Annotated in this window: 16 protein-coding genes; 11 read left to right on the top strand and 5 right to left on the bottom strand. The window is 59.4% G+C overall.

The features are described from left to right. Positions 1 to 127: 127 nt before the first annotated feature. A complete protein-coding gene (tldD, locus tag AC0L8G_RS01010) occupies positions 128 to 1,546 on the bottom strand; it encodes a metalloprotease TldD (RefSeq protein WP_473386127.1) in 1,419 nt (472 codons plus the stop codon). 248 nt (positions 1,547 to 1,794) lie between these two features. Between tldD and AC0L8G_RS01005 the strand changes: the two genes are divergently transcribed. From AC0L8G_RS01005 to AC0L8G_RS00960, 10 genes are all read left to right on the top strand, one after another. Beyond that, positions 1,795 to 2,958: a cytochrome c oxidase subunit II gene (locus tag AC0L8G_RS01005; RefSeq protein WP_473386126.1), complete on the top strand. Its 1,164-nt coding sequence runs from the start codon at positions 1,795 to 1,797 to the stop codon at positions 2,956 to 2,958. A gap of 73 nt (positions 2,959 to 3,031) precedes the next feature. Beyond that, on the top strand, positions 3,032 to 4,639 hold the full coding sequence (ctaD, locus tag AC0L8G_RS01000) for a cytochrome c oxidase subunit I (RefSeq protein ID WP_473388926.1): 1,608 nt from the start codon (positions 3,032 to 3,034) through the stop codon (positions 4,637 to 4,639). A 158-nt stretch (positions 4,640 to 4,797) separates the two neighbouring features. Then, positions 4,798 to 5,166: a hypothetical protein gene (locus AC0L8G_RS00995; RefSeq protein WP_473386125.1), complete on the top strand. Its 369-nt coding sequence runs from the start codon at positions 4,798 to 4,800 to the stop codon at positions 5,164 to 5,166. Between the two features lie 97 nt (positions 5,167 to 5,263). After that, positions 5,264 to 6,193, top strand: a complete 930-nt coding sequence (locus tag AC0L8G_RS00990) for a heme o synthase (RefSeq protein WP_473386124.1) — start codon at positions 5,264 to 5,266, stop codon at positions 6,191 to 6,193. Further along, a complete protein-coding gene (locus tag AC0L8G_RS00985; RefSeq protein ID WP_473386123.1) occupies positions 6,186 to 6,956 on the top strand; it encodes a cytochrome c oxidase assembly protein in 771 nt (256 codons plus the stop codon). Before AC0L8G_RS00990 ends, AC0L8G_RS00985 begins: the two co-directional genes overlap by 8 nt. Positions 6,957 to 7,051: 95 nt before the next feature. Further along, positions 7,052 to 8,029, top strand: coding sequence for a cytochrome c oxidase subunit 3 (locus tag AC0L8G_RS00980; RefSeq protein ID WP_473386122.1), 978 nt, complete (start codon positions 7,052 to 7,054; stop codon positions 8,027 to 8,029). Positions 8,030 to 8,061: 32 nt separating this feature from the next. Then, complete coding sequence (locus tag AC0L8G_RS00975; RefSeq protein ID WP_473386121.1) at positions 8,062 to 8,622, top strand: hypothetical protein; 561 nt, start codon at positions 8,062 to 8,064, stop codon at positions 8,620 to 8,622. A gap of 8 nt (positions 8,623 to 8,630) precedes the next feature. After that, positions 8,631 to 8,999, top strand: coding sequence for a DUF983 domain-containing protein (locus AC0L8G_RS00970; RefSeq protein ID WP_473386120.1), 369 nt, complete (start codon positions 8,631 to 8,633; stop codon positions 8,997 to 8,999). Then, complete coding sequence (locus AC0L8G_RS00965; RefSeq protein ID WP_473386119.1) at positions 8,999 to 9,709, top strand: SURF1 family protein; 711 nt, start codon at positions 8,999 to 9,001, stop codon at positions 9,707 to 9,709. The genes AC0L8G_RS00970 and AC0L8G_RS00965 overlap by 1 nt, the downstream gene beginning before the upstream one ends. A 60-nt stretch (positions 9,710 to 9,769) precedes the next feature. Further along, on the top strand, positions 9,770 to 10,189 hold the full coding sequence (locus tag AC0L8G_RS00960) for a DUF2306 domain-containing protein (RefSeq protein ID WP_473386118.1): 420 nt from the start codon (positions 9,770 to 9,772) through the stop codon (positions 10,187 to 10,189). Positions 10,190 to 10,200: 11 nt separating this feature from the next. Here AC0L8G_RS00960 and AC0L8G_RS00955 read toward each other — a convergent pair whose 3' ends face one another. From AC0L8G_RS00955 to AC0L8G_RS00940, 4 genes are read right to left on the bottom strand one after another with little or no spacing between them, the layout of a single operon-like run. Beyond that, on the bottom strand, positions 10,201 to 11,076 hold the full coding sequence (locus tag AC0L8G_RS00955) for a M23 family metallopeptidase (RefSeq protein WP_473386117.1): 876 nt from the start codon (positions 11,074 to 11,076) through the stop codon (positions 10,201 to 10,203). After that, positions 11,073 to 11,882, bottom strand: a complete 810-nt coding sequence (locus AC0L8G_RS00950; protein ID WP_473386116.1) for a hypothetical protein — start codon at positions 11,880 to 11,882, stop codon at positions 11,073 to 11,075. The genes AC0L8G_RS00955 and AC0L8G_RS00950 overlap by 4 nt, the downstream gene beginning before the upstream one ends. Positions 11,883 to 11,904: 22 nt before the next feature. Next, the gene (locus tag AC0L8G_RS00945) at positions 11,905 to 12,933 is read right to left on the bottom strand and encodes a peptidoglycan -binding protein (RefSeq protein WP_473386115.1); all 1,029 of its coding nucleotides are present in this window, start codon (positions 12,931 to 12,933) and stop codon (positions 11,905 to 11,907) included. A 17-nt stretch (positions 12,934 to 12,950) separates the two neighbouring features. Then, complete coding sequence (locus tag AC0L8G_RS00940) at positions 12,951 to 13,904, bottom strand: flagellar motor protein MotA (RefSeq protein ID WP_473386114.1); 954 nt, start codon at positions 13,902 to 13,904, stop codon at positions 12,951 to 12,953. Between the two features lie 312 nt (positions 13,905 to 14,216). Between AC0L8G_RS00940 and AC0L8G_RS00935 the strand changes: the two genes are divergently transcribed. Continuing rightward, on the top strand, positions 14,217 to 14,570 hold the full coding sequence (locus tag AC0L8G_RS00935) for a hypothetical protein (RefSeq protein ID WP_473386113.1): 354 nt from the start codon (positions 14,217 to 14,219) through the stop codon (positions 14,568 to 14,570). Positions 14,571 to 14,614: the final 44 nt, after the last annotated feature.

Genomic DNA, 14,614 nt, shown 5'->3' with positions numbered 1-14,614 from the left:
CGCCCCCACACAATAATATGATCTTATTTTCTCCTCTTTTTAAGTATTGTCAAATAAATGCCACGCTATTTTAGAATATAGATCTTAAGCGCCCCGTTTTCTTTTAAAATCATAGCCTTGACTGGCCTTACGCGCCGGCGCCGCCAACAGTCATGCTGTCGATTTTCATTGTCGGTTGACCAACGCCCACGGGCACGCCTTGTCCCGCCTTGCCGCAAACGCCAATGCCGGGATCGAGTTTGAAATCATTGCCGATCATTGAAACCTTGGTGAGGACGCTTGGGCCGTCGCCGATCAGCGCGGCGTTTTTGATCGGCGCGCCGACCTTGCCGTTTTTGACGCGATAGGCCTCGGTGCAGTTGAAGACGAATTTGCCTGAAGTGATGTCCACCTGGCCGCCGGAGAAATTCACGGCGTAAATGCCGTCTTTCACGCTGGCGAGGATTTCTTCCGGATCGTCTTTGCCGCCAAGCATGAAGGTGTTGGTCATGCGCGGCATGGGCTGATGTGCAAAACTTTCACGGCGGCCGTTGCCGGTGGAATCACCGCCCATCAGCCGTGCATTGAGACGATCCTGCAGGTACCCCTTCAAGATCCCGTCTTCGATAAGGACGGTGCGCGAGGTCGGCGTGCCTTCATCATCGACGGTGAGCGAGCCGCGCCGTCCGGAAATCGTGCCGTCATCGACCACCGTGACGCCCGGCGCGGCGACGCGCTCGCCGATCCGGCCGGCAAAGGCGGAGGTGCCCTTGCGGTTGAAATCGCCTTCGAGCCCGTGTCCGACCGCCTCATGGAGCAGAACGCCGGTCCAGCCCGGCCCGAGCACCACTTCCATCTCGCCGGCTGGGGCCGGCTCCGCTTCCAGATTGACCAGCGCCTGCCGCAAGGCCTCGTTCACCTGCGCCTGCCAGGCGTCGGCGGCGATGAAGCGGGCATAGCCCTCGCGGCCGCCAGCGCCGTAGCTGCCTGATTCCTGACGGTCGCCTTCGCCGGCGGTCACAGAGACGTTCAGGCGGACGAGAGGCCGGAAATCTCGGATGATTTCGCCTCCGGGACGAAGTATTTCCACAGCCTCCCAAGTCCCGGACAGGGAGCAGGAAACCTGACGCACGCGGGGGTCGAGCGCGCGCGCATAGTCGTTGATATCGGCCAAAAGCTTGGCTTTTTCCTCAAATCCCTGGCCGCCCAAGGGGTTTTCATCGGAGTAAAGCTTGGAATTGGTGCGCGCTGGGCCGCCCGCCAATGCCCCGCCGCGACCGGATTTGACCGCCTGAACCGCGTCGCCAGCCCGTTTCAGCGCGGCCTCGGAAAGTTCGGAGGCGTGGGCGTATCCCGTTGATTCGCCGCAAACGGCGCGCAGGCCGAACCCCTGATTTACGTCGAAATTGGCGGTTTTCAGCCGGTTGTCGTCGAAAACAAAGGCTTCTGACTGGCTATATTCCAGATAGAGTTCGCCGTCGTCAGCGCCTTTCAGCGCATTGTCGAGGACGCTTTGCGCGCGCGCGGGATCGAGATCGGTGCGGGAGAAAAAATATGATTCTGTCATCCACAAGATTTAGGGCTCCAAAGGCCCGGCGGCAATGGCGGAAATCCGGGGCGGGGGGCGGCTGTGGTGCTGCGACCATTTTTCCTTCGCTAGCGCGATGACGGCGCGCCCAAGGGCGGCCTATAAGCGGCCCGTCTGAAGACTTAAAAATTTGACCTCGGCGCTCAAGCGGGCGTATCGAGGCGGCCGGATTTGGAATGAACAGCCAGCTGATTGCGGCGGGCTTTCGACAGGCGCGGGATGCGACAATGAAAAGACTTTTCTCTTTCCTGACTGGATTGAGCGTGATGGCGGCTTCCGCCGCTTACGCGTTGCCCGAAGATGGCGGCGTGAAAATGGTGCCGCCGGCGTCGGCGCTGGCGGAAGAAGTGCATTTTTTCCATGACGGCATTTTGATGCCGGTGATGACCGTGATCAGCCTGTTCGTGCTGGGGCTGCTGATTTGGGTGGCCGTGCGCTACAATTCCAAATCAAACCCGGAGCCGAGCAAAACCAGCCACAACACATTGCTTGAGGTCGTCTGGACCGGCGTTCCCATTATCATCCTGTTGATCATCGCGCTTCCTTCCTTTGAACTGCTTTTCAAAGAAGGCGTGACGCCGGACGGCAAACAGGTGGTCGCGCGCGGCGATGGACAAACGGTCGACTTTGTATTCCCGAATGATTTTCCGCCGAGCCGTGCGGTCTCTCGCCGCGATCAGCTGCAGGTGATGATCGACACGGGTTCGGATCGCCGGAGCCTTAAATACAAAACCGACTTCACAGTCGAAGGCTGGGGCGAGACCGACATGGTTGTTTCGTTGAACCAGCCTGCGCCGATCGGATCGAGCGTGATTTTGCGCGGCGGCAGGTCAACCCAGAATGTCAGCGGCTGCCCGATGGCGAAGCGTTATTTTGACGGCTGCGAAAAGGAAGTGATCCTTGAGCCGACCATGACGTTGAAAGTCACCGGCTATCAGTGGAACTGGAGCTACGGCTATCCTGATTTCGGCGACTTCGAGATTTTCTCGAATATGCTGCCGGAAGAGCAGACAACGCCGGAAATGTACCGTTTTGAAGTCGACAACCGCGTTGTTGTGCCAGTGGGCGAGACCATTCGCGTTACGACAACAGCGAAGGACGTCATTCATTCCTGGACTCTGCCGAACTTCGCCGTAAAGGTCGACGCCGTCCCGGGGCGCACGAACGAAACCTGGATCCGCGCTGACCGCGAAGGCGTCTATTACGGCCAGTGTTCGGAAATTTGCGGCGTTCGCCACGCCTTCATGCCGATTGTCGTTGAAGTTGTCTCCCGTCCGGCATTTGAGGCCTGGATCGACGGACAGCGTTCGCTCGCCGGCATCGATCCAATGTTCGCTACCGATAAAGTCAAACTTGCGCAGGCCGATGACGCCAGCGCAGCCGCTGAATAAGAGGGCAAGGAACCATCATGGCTGACGCACACGCCACTCCCGGGTCGCATGACGAGCACGACCACACACCACCATTCTTTGTCCGCTGGTTTTTTCGACCAACCATAAAGACATTGGCACGCTCTATCTGATCTTTGCGATCATCGCCGGCATTGTCGGCGGGGCGATGTCGGGTCTGATGCGGTGGGAGCTTGCCGAGCCGGGCGTGACCATCCTGACCCGCTTCACCGGCGGCGACATGGACGCGGCATATAATTTCTACAACGTGCTGACGACCTATCACGGTCTCATCATGATCTTCTTCATGGTCATGCCCGCCTTGATCGGCGGCTTCGGCAACTGGTTTGTGCCGATCATGATCGGCGCGCCGGATATGGCCTTCCCGCGCATGAACAATATTTCCTTCTGGCTTTATGGCGCGTCGGGCATTTTGATCACCATGTCCCTATTCGTGCCGGGCTATGGCTCCAATCTCGGATTTGGCGGAGGTTGGGTCATGTATCCGCCCTTATCGTCGAATACGGGCAATCCCGGGCCCGCGATGGATCTATTGATCCTGTCGTTGCACCTGGCGGGCGCCTCATCGATCCTTGGCGCCATCAATTTCATCACCACGATCTTCAATATGCGCGCGCCAGGCATGACGCTGCATAAAATGCCGCTCTTTGCATGGTCGGTTCTGGTGACGGCGTTCTTGCTGGTGCTGTCGCTTCCGGTTCTCGCCGGCGCGATCACCATGCTGCTGACCGACCGCAATTTCGGCACGTCCTTCTTTGACGCGGCCGGCGGCGGCGACCCGCTTCTGTTCCAGCATCTGTTCTGGTTCTTCGGCCACCCGGAAGTCTATATTCTCATCCTTCCAGGCTTCGGCATCATCAGCCACATCGTCTCGACCTTCTCGCGCAAGCCGATCTTTGGCTATCTCGGCATGGCCTATGCGATGGTGGCGATCGGCTTTGTCGGCTTCATCGTCTGGGCGCACCACATGTATACGGTCGGCCTTTCGGTGAACATGAAAGCCTATTTCGTTGCGGCGACGATGGTCATCGCGGTCCCCACCGGCATCAAGATATTCTCATGGATCGCGACCATGTGGGGCGGCTCCATACAATTCAAAACGCCGATGGTCTGGGCGATGGGCTTTATCTTCCTGTTCACCGTCGGCGGCGTCACTGGCGTTTTGCTCGCCAATGCGGGCATCGACCACTATATGCACGACACCTATTATGTTGTTGCGCACTTCCATTATGTGTTGTCGCTCGGCGCTGTCTTCGCGATTTTTGCGGGCTGGTATTACTGGTTCCCGAAAATGACCGGCAAGATGTACCGCGAAATTCTGGGTCAGCTGCATTTCTGGATCATGTTCCTTGGCGTGAACCTGATCTTCTTCCCGCAGCACTTCCTCGGCCTGCAGGGCATGCCGCGCCGTTATATCGACTACCCTGAAGCATTCGCCCAATGGCACCACCTGTCGTCGGTCGGCTATGCGATCACCCTGGTGGGCATGGCGGTGTTCCTGGTGGCGATGATCGACGCGTTCTTCATCTACCGCCGCAAGGCCCCGGCCAATCCATGGGGCGCGGGCGCGACGACGCTGGAATGGACCTTGCCGTCGCCGCCGCCATTCCACCAGTTCAACGAACTGCCGCGCTTCGACAAGGGCGACGCAAAAGCCTTCTAGGCGTTAACCTTCCTGTCGCGAAAAATCGCCCCGCCGGTTCATCCCGGCGGGGCTTTTTTGTTGAAAAAACAAGAGGTTTAGCCTGCTGGCCGAGCGCGCAAAAATCCGGTACAAATAGTTAACGGCTGGTCTGAAGAAACGATCTATGGAGGGGTGCTGTGTTGGAGACGGTGATCAATGATGTGGCGGGTATTTTTCGGTCGACTTTCCTGAATGGCGACATGATCGCGCTGACGATCGCATTCGGCTCGGTAGTGGTTGCGTCGCTGGTGATGCGTCGCGGGACGCAGATCGGATCGATGACCTTGCTGGCGCTGATTTTGTTTGCAATTGGCGGCTATCTGCGAGGCTATTTTCGCGGCGCGGCGGCGGAAACGACCTATGGCGACCGCGCGGTCTCCCAGCTGGATGCAAGCTGGGGCTATTTCATGGATCTCCAGGCGGGCACCTTGCTGGCCTATTTCATCGCCTTCATGTTTTTGATCCTGCTCCTGTTCGGCGTGCGAACCCTGTTCGGCCGGGCCTGACGGGGCGATAAGCGGCCGCCGGGCGGGCTGTTCATAATTGCGCGCCGCGGCCATTCGTCATTTGAAAGGCGCTGCTGTTTCCGGCATAAGGCGCGCCATGAGCGATGCCGCTATGAAACCTGAGCCTTATTCCCTTGTGGGACAGTCCTACGCCCTTGCAGGGCCGGGCGATTATTTCGCGCTGTTAAAGCCGCGCGTGATGTCGCTTGTCATCTTTACGGCCTTTGTCGGCATGGCGGTCGCGCCCGGATCGATGAACCCGTTGCTGGGGCTTGTCTCCCTGTTGGCGATCGCGGTCGGCGCCGGCGCCTCGGGCGCGCTTAATATGTGGTGGGACGCGGATATCGATTCGGTGATGAAGCGCACCGAATCGCGGCCAATTCCGGCGGGGCGAATTCCGCGCGCGGAAGCGGCGGCGTTTGGCGGCTTTCTGTCTTTTCTGTCCGTTGCGTTGTTGGCGCTTGCGTCGAACTATCTGGCCGCGGGGCTGCTCGCCTTCACGATCTTCTTTTACGTCGTCATCTATTCCATGTGGCTAAAGCGTTCGACGCCGCAAAACATTGTCATTGGCGGCGCCGCCGGCGCGCTGCCGCCTGTCGTTGGTTGGGCGGCTGCATCTGGCGCCGCGCCGCTTGAGGCATGGGTTTTATTCGCCGTCATTTTCCTGTGGACGCCGCCGCATTTCTGGGCGCTCGCGCTGTATAAGCGCGGCGATTATGAACGCGCGGGCGTGCCGATGATGCCCGTCGTGAAAGGCGAAGCCTCAACCCGCAAACAGATTTTCGCCTATGCGCTGATCCTCGCCGCGACCGGCGTAGCGCCATTTGTCATCGGCATGGCGGGCTTGCTGTATCTGGCGGTGAGCGCGCTTCTGGGCGCCGGATTTGTCGGGTTGTCCTGGGTCGTGTTGAACGCCTCGGAAGGCGATTATAAATCCGCGAAAAAGCTGTTCGGCTTTTCGATAATTTATCTCTTCGGTCTGTTTGCGACATTGCTGATCGAGAATTTGGCGGGGCTCCATGGTTGAAAATGTTGATCCGCCAAGAGCTTTGACGCCGGATGAGCGCAAGCAACAAAAGCGCCGCAATGTTGCGATCGGCCTTTCGCTGGCCGCCTTTGTGGTGATTGTGTTTTTAGTCACCATGTTAAAGCTGATGGCGAACGCGCCGCAGGGGTTGAGCGAGATGACAGATCAAGATCTGGCGACACAGGACCAATCGAACGGCAGTCGGGCGAGGAACCGTAAAACGGCGATGATCGTTTCCGGCGTCGTTGTCGGCATGGTGGCTATGTCGTTTGCGGCGGTGCCGGCCTACCGCGCTTTTTGCCAGGTGACCGGGTGGAACGGCACGACCCAGCGCGCCGAGACCGGCGCTGACCGCACGCTGGCGCGCCAGATCGCCATCCGCTTTGACGCCAATGTGGGCAATGGCCTCGATTGGCGGTTCCATCCTGAACAGGTGTCCCAGACGCTTCATATTGGCGAGACGGGGCTTGCTTTCTACGAAGCCGAAAACCACTCCGCCAAGCCTGTGACCGGCCGCGCGACCTATAATGTCTCGCCAGCCAAGGCGGGAATTTACTTCAAGAAAATCGAGTGTTTTTGCTTCACGGAGCAGACGCTGGCGCCGGGCCAGAAAATATCCATGCCGGTGACTTATTTCGTCGATCCGGCGCTCGCCGATGACCGGAATCTCGATGACGTCCAGACCATTACGCTCTCCTATACGTTTTTTCCTTGGGATGACGGGACGGAGACGGCCGCTGACGGGGATAGTGCGGCCGAATAGCGCGGGGTCTGGGGGCGACGGCGCTTGGAATTTTGGCCCGCCCCAGTATAGAACCCTCTCAAAACCTTTCGGAATTCGCTCAAGAGGGACCTGCCATGGCCGGCGCGGAAGTCAAACACGATTACCATCTCGTCAACCCATCACCGTGGCCTTTGGTTGGCTCAGTATCCGCTGCGATCATGATGATCGGCGCGGTCGCCTGGATGAAATCCGGCGCCGGTGAACCGGGCATTCTCATTGGCGGTCCGACCGATGAAGGCGCGGCGAAGATTTTGGGCCTTAAGGGCAACACGCTCTTCATGATTGGCTTTGCCGGGATCTTGGTGACGATGCTCGGCTGGTGGCGCGACATCATCAAGGAAAGTCTGACGGGCGAAAACACGGCGGTCGTTATCCGCCTCGGCCTGCGCTACGGCATGCTGCTGTTCATCGCGTCAGAGGTCATGTTCTTTGCTGCATGGTTCTGGGCGTTTTTCGGCGCGGCGTTGTTCCCGACGGCGTTCGATCCGGTCATGCTCGCCGACGGCACGCAAATGCTGAACGGCAATGGCGATCCCGCTTTTATTGGCAATGACGGACGGTTGCATGCAATTGGCGGCGTCTGGCCGCCGGTCGGTGTTGAGCCGCTCTCTGCGTGGGGGCTGCCATTGATCAACACGCTGGTCTTGTTGCTGTCCGGCACGACCGTCACCTGGGCGCACCATGCAGTTCAGCATGGCGACCAGAAAGGCCTGGTGCAGGGCCTTATCCTCACGGTTGTTCTCGGCGTTCTGTTTACGTCGCTGCAGGCGGTTGAATATTACGAAGCGCTCGCAGGCGGCATGTTCAAATTTTCCGGCGGCGGCATTTACGGCTCATCCTTCTTCATGGCCACCGGCTTCCACGGATTGCATGTTCTCATCGGCACGATCTTCCTGATCGTCTGCTTGTTCCGGGCGCTGGCGGGCCATTTCACGCCGGAGCGGCATTTCGGCTTCGAATGCGCCGCCTGGTACTGGCACTTTGTCGACGTGGTTTGGCTGTTCCTCTTCGCCTTCATCTACGTGCTCGGCAATCAGGGGCTTTTGTCCTAGGCTGCTGACGCAGCAACATGGGAGGGCGGCGAATGCGCTCTCTGCAGATCCTGAAAACCGGCCTTGCGGCGCTCGCCGCAGGCTTGCTCTCCGGGTGTCTTGTCTCTGAAGAGCCCGTTCTGGATGCGGCGACCGGCAAGGGCCGCCCCTTCGCACAAGGCCAGTACACAGCTTGCGATTCCGAAACTGCGGAAGATTGCACCCTGTTCGCCATCACCCGTCTGGATGACGGGTCCTATTCGCTGACAGCGGAAGATGAAGACCCGGCGATCTTCAGATTTCGGCGCATTGCGCGCGACGCTTATGCGGTCCAGTCCGCTGAAGATGACGGCTATGCCTATTATTACGGCGCAGGCGACAGCAGTGGTTTTTCTTTGACCATGATGTTGTGTCAGGATCTTCCGGAAACACTGCGCGCAAAGCTTATCGCCAAAAATGATCTCTCGACCGAGGACCAGGATTTTGAGGTTTGCACGGTCGAGACAATGAAAGGGCTGGTCGCCGCCGCAAAAGCCTATCATCGCGGACAGACGACGGGTGAGGAAAACGCAACCATCTTCTTGGCGCCCGTGGCTGACGAGGCGGGAGAATAGTCCGTATCATGATTTATTATCCGCCTGTCTCGCCTTATGCCGCCGGCTTCGGGGCGAAATGCCCGCGTTGCGGACAGGGGGCGCTGTTTGACGGCTTTCTCAAAATGCGGCCCGCCTGCGAGGTTTGCAATCTCGACTACGCCAAAGCGGATTCGGGCGATGGACCAGCCGTGTTTGTGATTTTCATTGTCGGGTTCATCGCCGTCGCGCTCGCCTTCGTGGCGCGCTATGTCTGGTATGCGCCTATGGGCGTTGCGATGGCGCTTAGCATTGGCTTCGCCGTGGTTTCGATCCTGACCTTGTTGCGGCCGTTAAAGGCGACGATGATCGCGCTGCAATACGCAAACAAGGCGGCGGAAGGCCGTCTCGAAGAGTGATGGCGCGCCTGCGATTTGAATTTCGTCCCGGCCTGACCATTGCGACCGCGCTTGCGCTAGGGCTTTTGATTGTGCTCGGAAGCTGGCAGTTGCACCGGCTGGACTGGAAGCGTGATCTGATCGCGCAGGTCGAGGCGCGCGTGAATGCGCCGCCGATTCCGTTCGATGAGGCCGTTGGCCGCGCCGAAGCGGGTGAGGCGATGGAATATGCGCCGGTGAGCGTCGAAGGACGCATGGACGCAGACCGGGCGGCGAATGTCTTCGGCACATTTGACGGAGATGCGGGGGTTTTTGCTTTCGCACCGCTGATCACCGCCTCCGGCAGGGCGGTCTATGTCAATGCGGGCTTTGTCCTGCAAGAGGCCATGGGCTCCACCGCGGCGAACGCAGAAGAGCCGACGATTATTACGGGCCTTTTGCGCTACCGGGAAAGGCCGACGCCGCCAGCATCCTGGTTTCAGGCCAAGGGTAAATCCGTAGACGGATTATGGTTCATCCGCGATCCTGTGGCGTTCGCAGCGGACGCGCAGATCGATGCATTTCCCTATTACATTGATCAAGGCGTCGTGCCGGGGCGCGAATGGCCGAAGGGCGGCACGACGCGGCTCGCTTTTAATAATCGTCATCTTGAATATGCATTGACGTGGTTTGGTCTGGCGGGCGCGCTGGCGGGCGTTTGGGCCGCTTTTTCTTTGAAAAAGGCTGACTGAGGCTTTAGCGTTGCATGGCAGGGCATTGATCTTGGCGGTCTGTGCGGGGGAATGGAAGCTATGTCTCTAGAGCCATTATTGAGCGCGCCATGGGTGATTCAGGTTCACGCATTTGGCGCCATCGCCGCATTTCTGCTCGGGGTCGTTCAACTATCGGCGCCAAAGGGAACCCTGCCGCATCGCACGCTCGGCACTGTCTGGGTGCTGATCATGGTGGCAGTTGTGGTCAGCAGCGTTTTCATCCGCCCTGCGATAAATCCCGCTACGCCGTTTCTTCAGTGGTTTGGGCCGATCCATGCGTTCACGGTGCTGACCGCGGTCGGCATCGTCATCGGCGTATCGCAGATCCTGAAAGGCGGGCCAAACCTCAAGCGCCATTCCGGCCCGTTTATCGGGATGTTTCTCGGGGGATTGGTGGTCGCGGGCGCGCTCGCCTTCTTGCCGGGGCGGATCATGAACGAAGTGATGTTCGGCGGCTAAGCGCCGCCGCGCTATTCCTCCCGCAGCTTTCTTTCATAGGCGCTGACCAGTGTCATATAGGGGCTGACCTGATCGAACACCGGATCGGTGACTTCGTCCGGCGCATAGTTCTGATACATTTCAAAATGCAAATGATAGGTCGTCGGAACGCGTTCGCCGGCGGAATTGAAAAAGTCATTGGAGACTTTTCCAAGGCGCTGGCCTTTGGTCACATACTGGCCATCCGTGACCGCCAATTGGTCCATGCGCAAATGCATATAGCGGTAAAGCGTGCCGTCGGCGGTTTGCAGTTTTACAGTGTATTTTGAGTCTGCAAGGCCGACGATGCGACCATCCTCGACGGCGACAGCCCAATGGCTGGCGCCGGTTTCGGGAATGCAGGTGGCGGGACGGATGTCGACGCCCTCATGGCCGCCATCCGGGCACATGATTTGCGAGCGCGAGCGCGACTCGCAGAATGTGTCCTGCCAGGGATAGTCGTAATTCGATGTCTCGCATTGGCCGCCATTCATGCCGTTGATGGAGCCCTGGCTGCCGCCATAGCGATAGACCTGGCTGTTCAGGAAGGCGGCGTCCTCGAGCGGGAACTGAATGTCCGGGCGGTAAATGGTGGCGTCGGCATTGCCGGGACCGGAATTCGGCAACAGGTCGCCCACGGGCACATAGGAGAAAACGCGCCCCTCGTCATCGGCAAGAAAGTCGTCATCGGGAATGGGGTCCGGCTCTTCCGGATCCGGATCGATGGGATCTGGTTCAATCGGATCCTCCGGCGCAGGATCATCGGGGTGGTCGATCGGGTCCGGCGTTTCGCCGCCGGAGAAATCGCATGCCGTAAGAGACGCTGAACAGATGAGCGCGAAAAGGAATTTGTCGAACTTTTGCATCATTCGCCTCCCGCCAATTCAGGGTTGGCGAGAAACATCGAGTCTGCAAGGCCGGAGATATACTCATCGGCGGCGCATCGCGGATCGGCGGCGGGGTCGCCGCATTCGATGGTCATCACATAGCCGCATCCGAATTTGGCGAAGCTCAGATCGACGCCGTAATCGTTGCGCGAGATGTAATAGGCGGCGTTGGTGCTGGCGAGCCGGCGCGGCTTTTCCGCTATGCGTTTGCGGAAAGCGACCGTTTCGGGCGCGCCGCCAACCACGCGATTGCAGGTGCCGGAAATCGACAGGGTCGCTTCCGTGTCGATGCGCGCGGTCGCGGTGTAGACGTTTTCCATGCCGTAGATTTTGATCTGATCGCGCACCTCAGAAGCGGCTGGGATCAGAACAGGAATCTGGGGTTTTTCAATTTCTTCTTGCGTCACGCGGCGCAAGTGGCTGGCGGCCGCGAGGGGGCGGATGCCGCCGGGCGCAGGCGGGGCGGCGGTGATTGCGCGCGTGGCGGTCACGTTCAACTGCGCGGCGCGGCGTTCCTCATCCGCATCGCTGCTGCGTTTCAGATCTTCGCGCAAGGCCTGCAAATCCGGCTTGCCGGAAAGGGTTCGGGCGCGCGCATCGCGCTTATCCGAAGCGGCGCGCAAGGCGGCGGCGAGGCCGCGTTTGGGAATGCGCTGGGCTTTTTCCTGAAGCGCGCTTTTCAGCGCCTCCGGGTCGGGCCGCGTTCGATCCTGAGCGGAAACGGCGCCAGCCGCGATGCTGGCCGTGATCGCCGCGAGGCCAATGCCTGCTAGCCATAATGTCTTCATGCCAACCCCCTTGCGAGCGAATTTATCGCTCAGTCAACTTGAATTCAATGCGCCGGTTTTGCGATAGCGCCGTGGTTGAATAACCGGAAACCAGCGGCGCCGCCGAGCCGGAGCCGGTGGCGAGCAGGCGGCGTTCGGGCACGCCGCGGCTGGTCAGATACTGCACCACGGAAATCGCTCTTTGTGCAGACAACTCGAGATTGGAATCAAATAACGCCCGGCATGACGGGCCCAGCGGCGAGGCGTCCGCATGGCCGTCGACCCGCAGCACCCAATTCACTTCTGTAGGAATCTCACCTTGAATATCAAGCAAGGCGGTTGCGAGCTTGTTGAGTTCGACCTTGCCGGCGTCGCCCAATGTCGCCGAGCAGGAACTGAACAAAATATCGCTTTCAAAAATGAACCGGTCGCCAACAACCTTGATGTCGGCGCGATCGCCGAGCGCGTCACGCAGCGCTTCGAAGAAACGCGACCGCACTTCCTGAAGCTCCTGCACCTTGCGCGCGAGGGCGGCGTTAAGGCGTTGTGACAGGTTTTCGATCTGCGCCTGCTGCTCAATGTCCTTGGCCTCGGCGGCGTCAAGGGCTTCTTGCAGGCTGGCGAGTTGACGGCGCAGCGCGGCGATTTGCGCATTGAGGGTTGCAAGCTCGCTTTTCTGGGCGTCGGAAAGCGCTTTTTCCGCAGCCAGTTCCTCAGCGGACGCGGCGACGGCGGCCTGGCTTGTCGCCAGCGCGGCGGTCATGTCGCCCAGCTTTGTGTCTTTTTCCTTGATGGTGTCTTCAAGCGCCAGAACCTGCGCCTGCAATCTGTCGCGCTCGGCGGTGGCGAGACCGAGCTGGTCGTTCAGCGAGTTAATCTGTGCGATCAGTCGCGCCAGCTCGTCGTCCTTCGAGGCAAGCTCATCCTTTACGGTCTGCAGGCGGTCGCCGAGGTAAAATTGCGCCACCACGAAAATCGACAGGACAAACATCAGCACGAGCAGCAATGTCGACAATCCGTCGACAAAGCCCGGCCATATATTGGCCTCGCTGCGTGAGCGCCGGCGCGCCATGGACTAACTCCCCGCCCTTATTCGCCTTTACCGACGCGGATCAGCGTTCGGTTCAGCGCCCTGATTTCATCTTTCAGCTCCGCCATCTGGCCGGCGGCCGCTTTGATCTGGGTTTCGGTATTGGCGGCAAGCGCCGCCTCAAGCGCTTGAACGGCGCCGATAAGGTCGTCATCGGCGATCTCCGCGCTGAGATTGGCGCCGCCTTTGCCGCCGCCGCGCACGGTGTCGGTTTTTCCGGCGAGCCAGTCTTCAAGATCCGTATAGAAACGGTTCTGCGCCTGGCTAGCCTGTAAATCGAGGAAGCCGACAACTAGGCTGCCGCCAAGGCCGAACAAGGAGGAGGAGAACGCCGTTCCCATGCCGGAAAGCGGCTCGCGCAGATTGGCGATCAATTGCGTCACCGCGTCTTCCGCCGCGCCGCCGGCATTGGCCAAGCCGTTAATCGTCGCGGCGACAGCGTTGACAGTTTCCAGCAGGCCCCAAAAGGTGCCGAGCAGTCCGAGAAACACCAGCAGGTTCATCAGATAGCGGCCCATCTCGCGGCCTTCATCCATCCGCGTGCCAATGGAGTCGAGAATGGCGCGAGAGGCTTCAGGCGTCAGCTTGCCGGCATTGTTCTTGTCCGCATCGAGCAGCATGGTGGCCATGGCGCGGATCAGGCCCGGCGCGCGCGGTAGGCGCGTGCGGCTCGGATCAACCGCGCCCCAGAATTCATCGACCCAGCGAATGGCGGGGGCGATGACGCCGGCCTGTCTCAGATTATAGATAATGCCAATGGCGAGGACGCCAATGATCAGACCATTGAGGGCCGGATTCGCCTGAAACGCGTCCATCAGCAGGGGCGTCGGCTGCGGGCTCCAGGGCGACAGATAGAAAATCATCGCGCCGACTGCGATCAGGAACAGCAACATGTTCAAGATGTAGCGACCGGGCCGGACAAACTTCACCGACCGTTCAAGCGAGCGCGCCATTAGCTTCCCCTTGGCCTACGATACCCCGTTGGGCGTTACATTATTCAAAAACCGGGCCGGGGGATATGGGCGGAGCTGCGCTTTTGCGCCTTTTATCGACGGCGTTCCGGCGGCGATTTCGGCATTTGGAAGGGCGCCGCTTGCGGCGGCGCGGCGAGGATTTTTGATCGGCGCACGGAATGCGCGAATTATTGCGCACAAGTTGCGCATTTTTATTGACATGACAGTTGGATGACATGTATATGACAGTTTAGTGACATATGTGTCATGCAGTCATGTCATGAAACCCAAGCAACCTGAAAGGGGCATAAAATGAAAATAAAACAAGCTCTTGCTGGTATCGCAGCCGCCGTCGCCTTTGGCGCCGTAGCCGTTGCATCAGATTTCGGATCTGCGCCGTCAAACTACGAGGCGCTGGCAGTTGATTATTTTGGCGAGCGGCTGACCGACAAGCGCGCCGCCCGTTACGAGTTCACCAGCGCACCTTACCAGGTGTTCGCCGATGTGAGCGGTTATGAAGGATTGCCTTGCTGGGCGGTGGATGTGCGCGTCAAAGCCCGCATGCCGAACGGCACGATGGGCGGCTATGTGCCTTACACGGTTCTCTTCCTCGATGGCGAAGCGATCGCCCTGGAAGATGACGTGGTACGGATGGTCCGCGCCTAACGCGTTTTTCGTCTCCGAATCAAAACGCCGCCCTTTTGGGGCGG

The sequence above is a fragment of the Hyphococcus sp. D3-15 genome, from assembly GCF_055809375.1.
The sequence above is the reverse complement of the archived record's forward strand: the minus strand, read 5'-3'. Positions and strand labels throughout refer to the sequence as shown.

Bases quoted from the DNA above. Each gene is read 5' to 3' on its own strand.
- tldD (WP_473386127.1), bottom strand. From the start codon at position 1,546: ATGACAGAATCATATTTTTTCTCCCGCACCGATCTCGATCCCGCGCGC.
- AC0L8G_RS01005 (WP_473386126.1), top strand. From the start codon at position 1,795: ATGAAAAGACTTTTCTCTTTCCTGACTGGATTGAGCGTGATGGCGGCT.
- AC0L8G_RS00990 (WP_473386124.1), top strand. From the start codon at position 5,264: ATGAGCGATGCCGCTATGAAACCTGAGCCTTATTCCCTTGTGGGACAG.
- AC0L8G_RS00985 (WP_473386123.1), top strand. From the start codon at position 6,186: ATGGTTGAAAATGTTGATCCGCCAAGAGCTTTGACGCCGGATGAGCGC.
- AC0L8G_RS00980 (WP_473386122.1), top strand. From the start codon at position 7,052: ATGGCCGGCGCGGAAGTCAAACACGATTACCATCTCGTCAACCCATCA.
- AC0L8G_RS00975 (WP_473386121.1), top strand. From the start codon at position 8,062: ATGCGCTCTCTGCAGATCCTGAAAACCGGCCTTGCGGCGCTCGCCGCA.
- AC0L8G_RS00970 (WP_473386120.1), top strand. From the start codon at position 8,631: ATGATTTATTATCCGCCTGTCTCGCCTTATGCCGCCGGCTTCGGGGCG.
- AC0L8G_RS00965 (WP_473386119.1), top strand. From the start codon at position 8,999: ATGGCGCGCCTGCGATTTGAATTTCGTCCCGGCCTGACCATTGCGACC.
- AC0L8G_RS00960 (WP_473386118.1), top strand. From the start codon at position 9,770: ATGTCTCTAGAGCCATTATTGAGCGCGCCATGGGTGATTCAGGTTCAC.
- AC0L8G_RS00955 (WP_473386117.1), bottom strand. From the start codon at position 11,076: ATGATGCAAAAGTTCGACAAATTCCTTTTCGCGCTCATCTGTTCAGCG.
- AC0L8G_RS00950 (WP_473386116.1), bottom strand. From the start codon at position 11,882: ATGAAGACATTATGGCTAGCAGGCATTGGCCTCGCGGCGATCACGGCC.
- AC0L8G_RS00945 (WP_473386115.1), bottom strand. From the start codon at position 12,933: ATGGCGCGCCGGCGCTCACGCAGCGAGGCCAATATATGGCCGGGCTTT.
- AC0L8G_RS00940 (WP_473386114.1), bottom strand. From the start codon at position 13,904: ATGGCGCGCTCGCTTGAACGGTCGGTGAAGTTTGTCCGGCCCGGTCGC.
- AC0L8G_RS00935 (WP_473386113.1), top strand. From the start codon at position 14,217: ATGAAAATAAAACAAGCTCTTGCTGGTATCGCAGCCGCCGTCGCCTTT.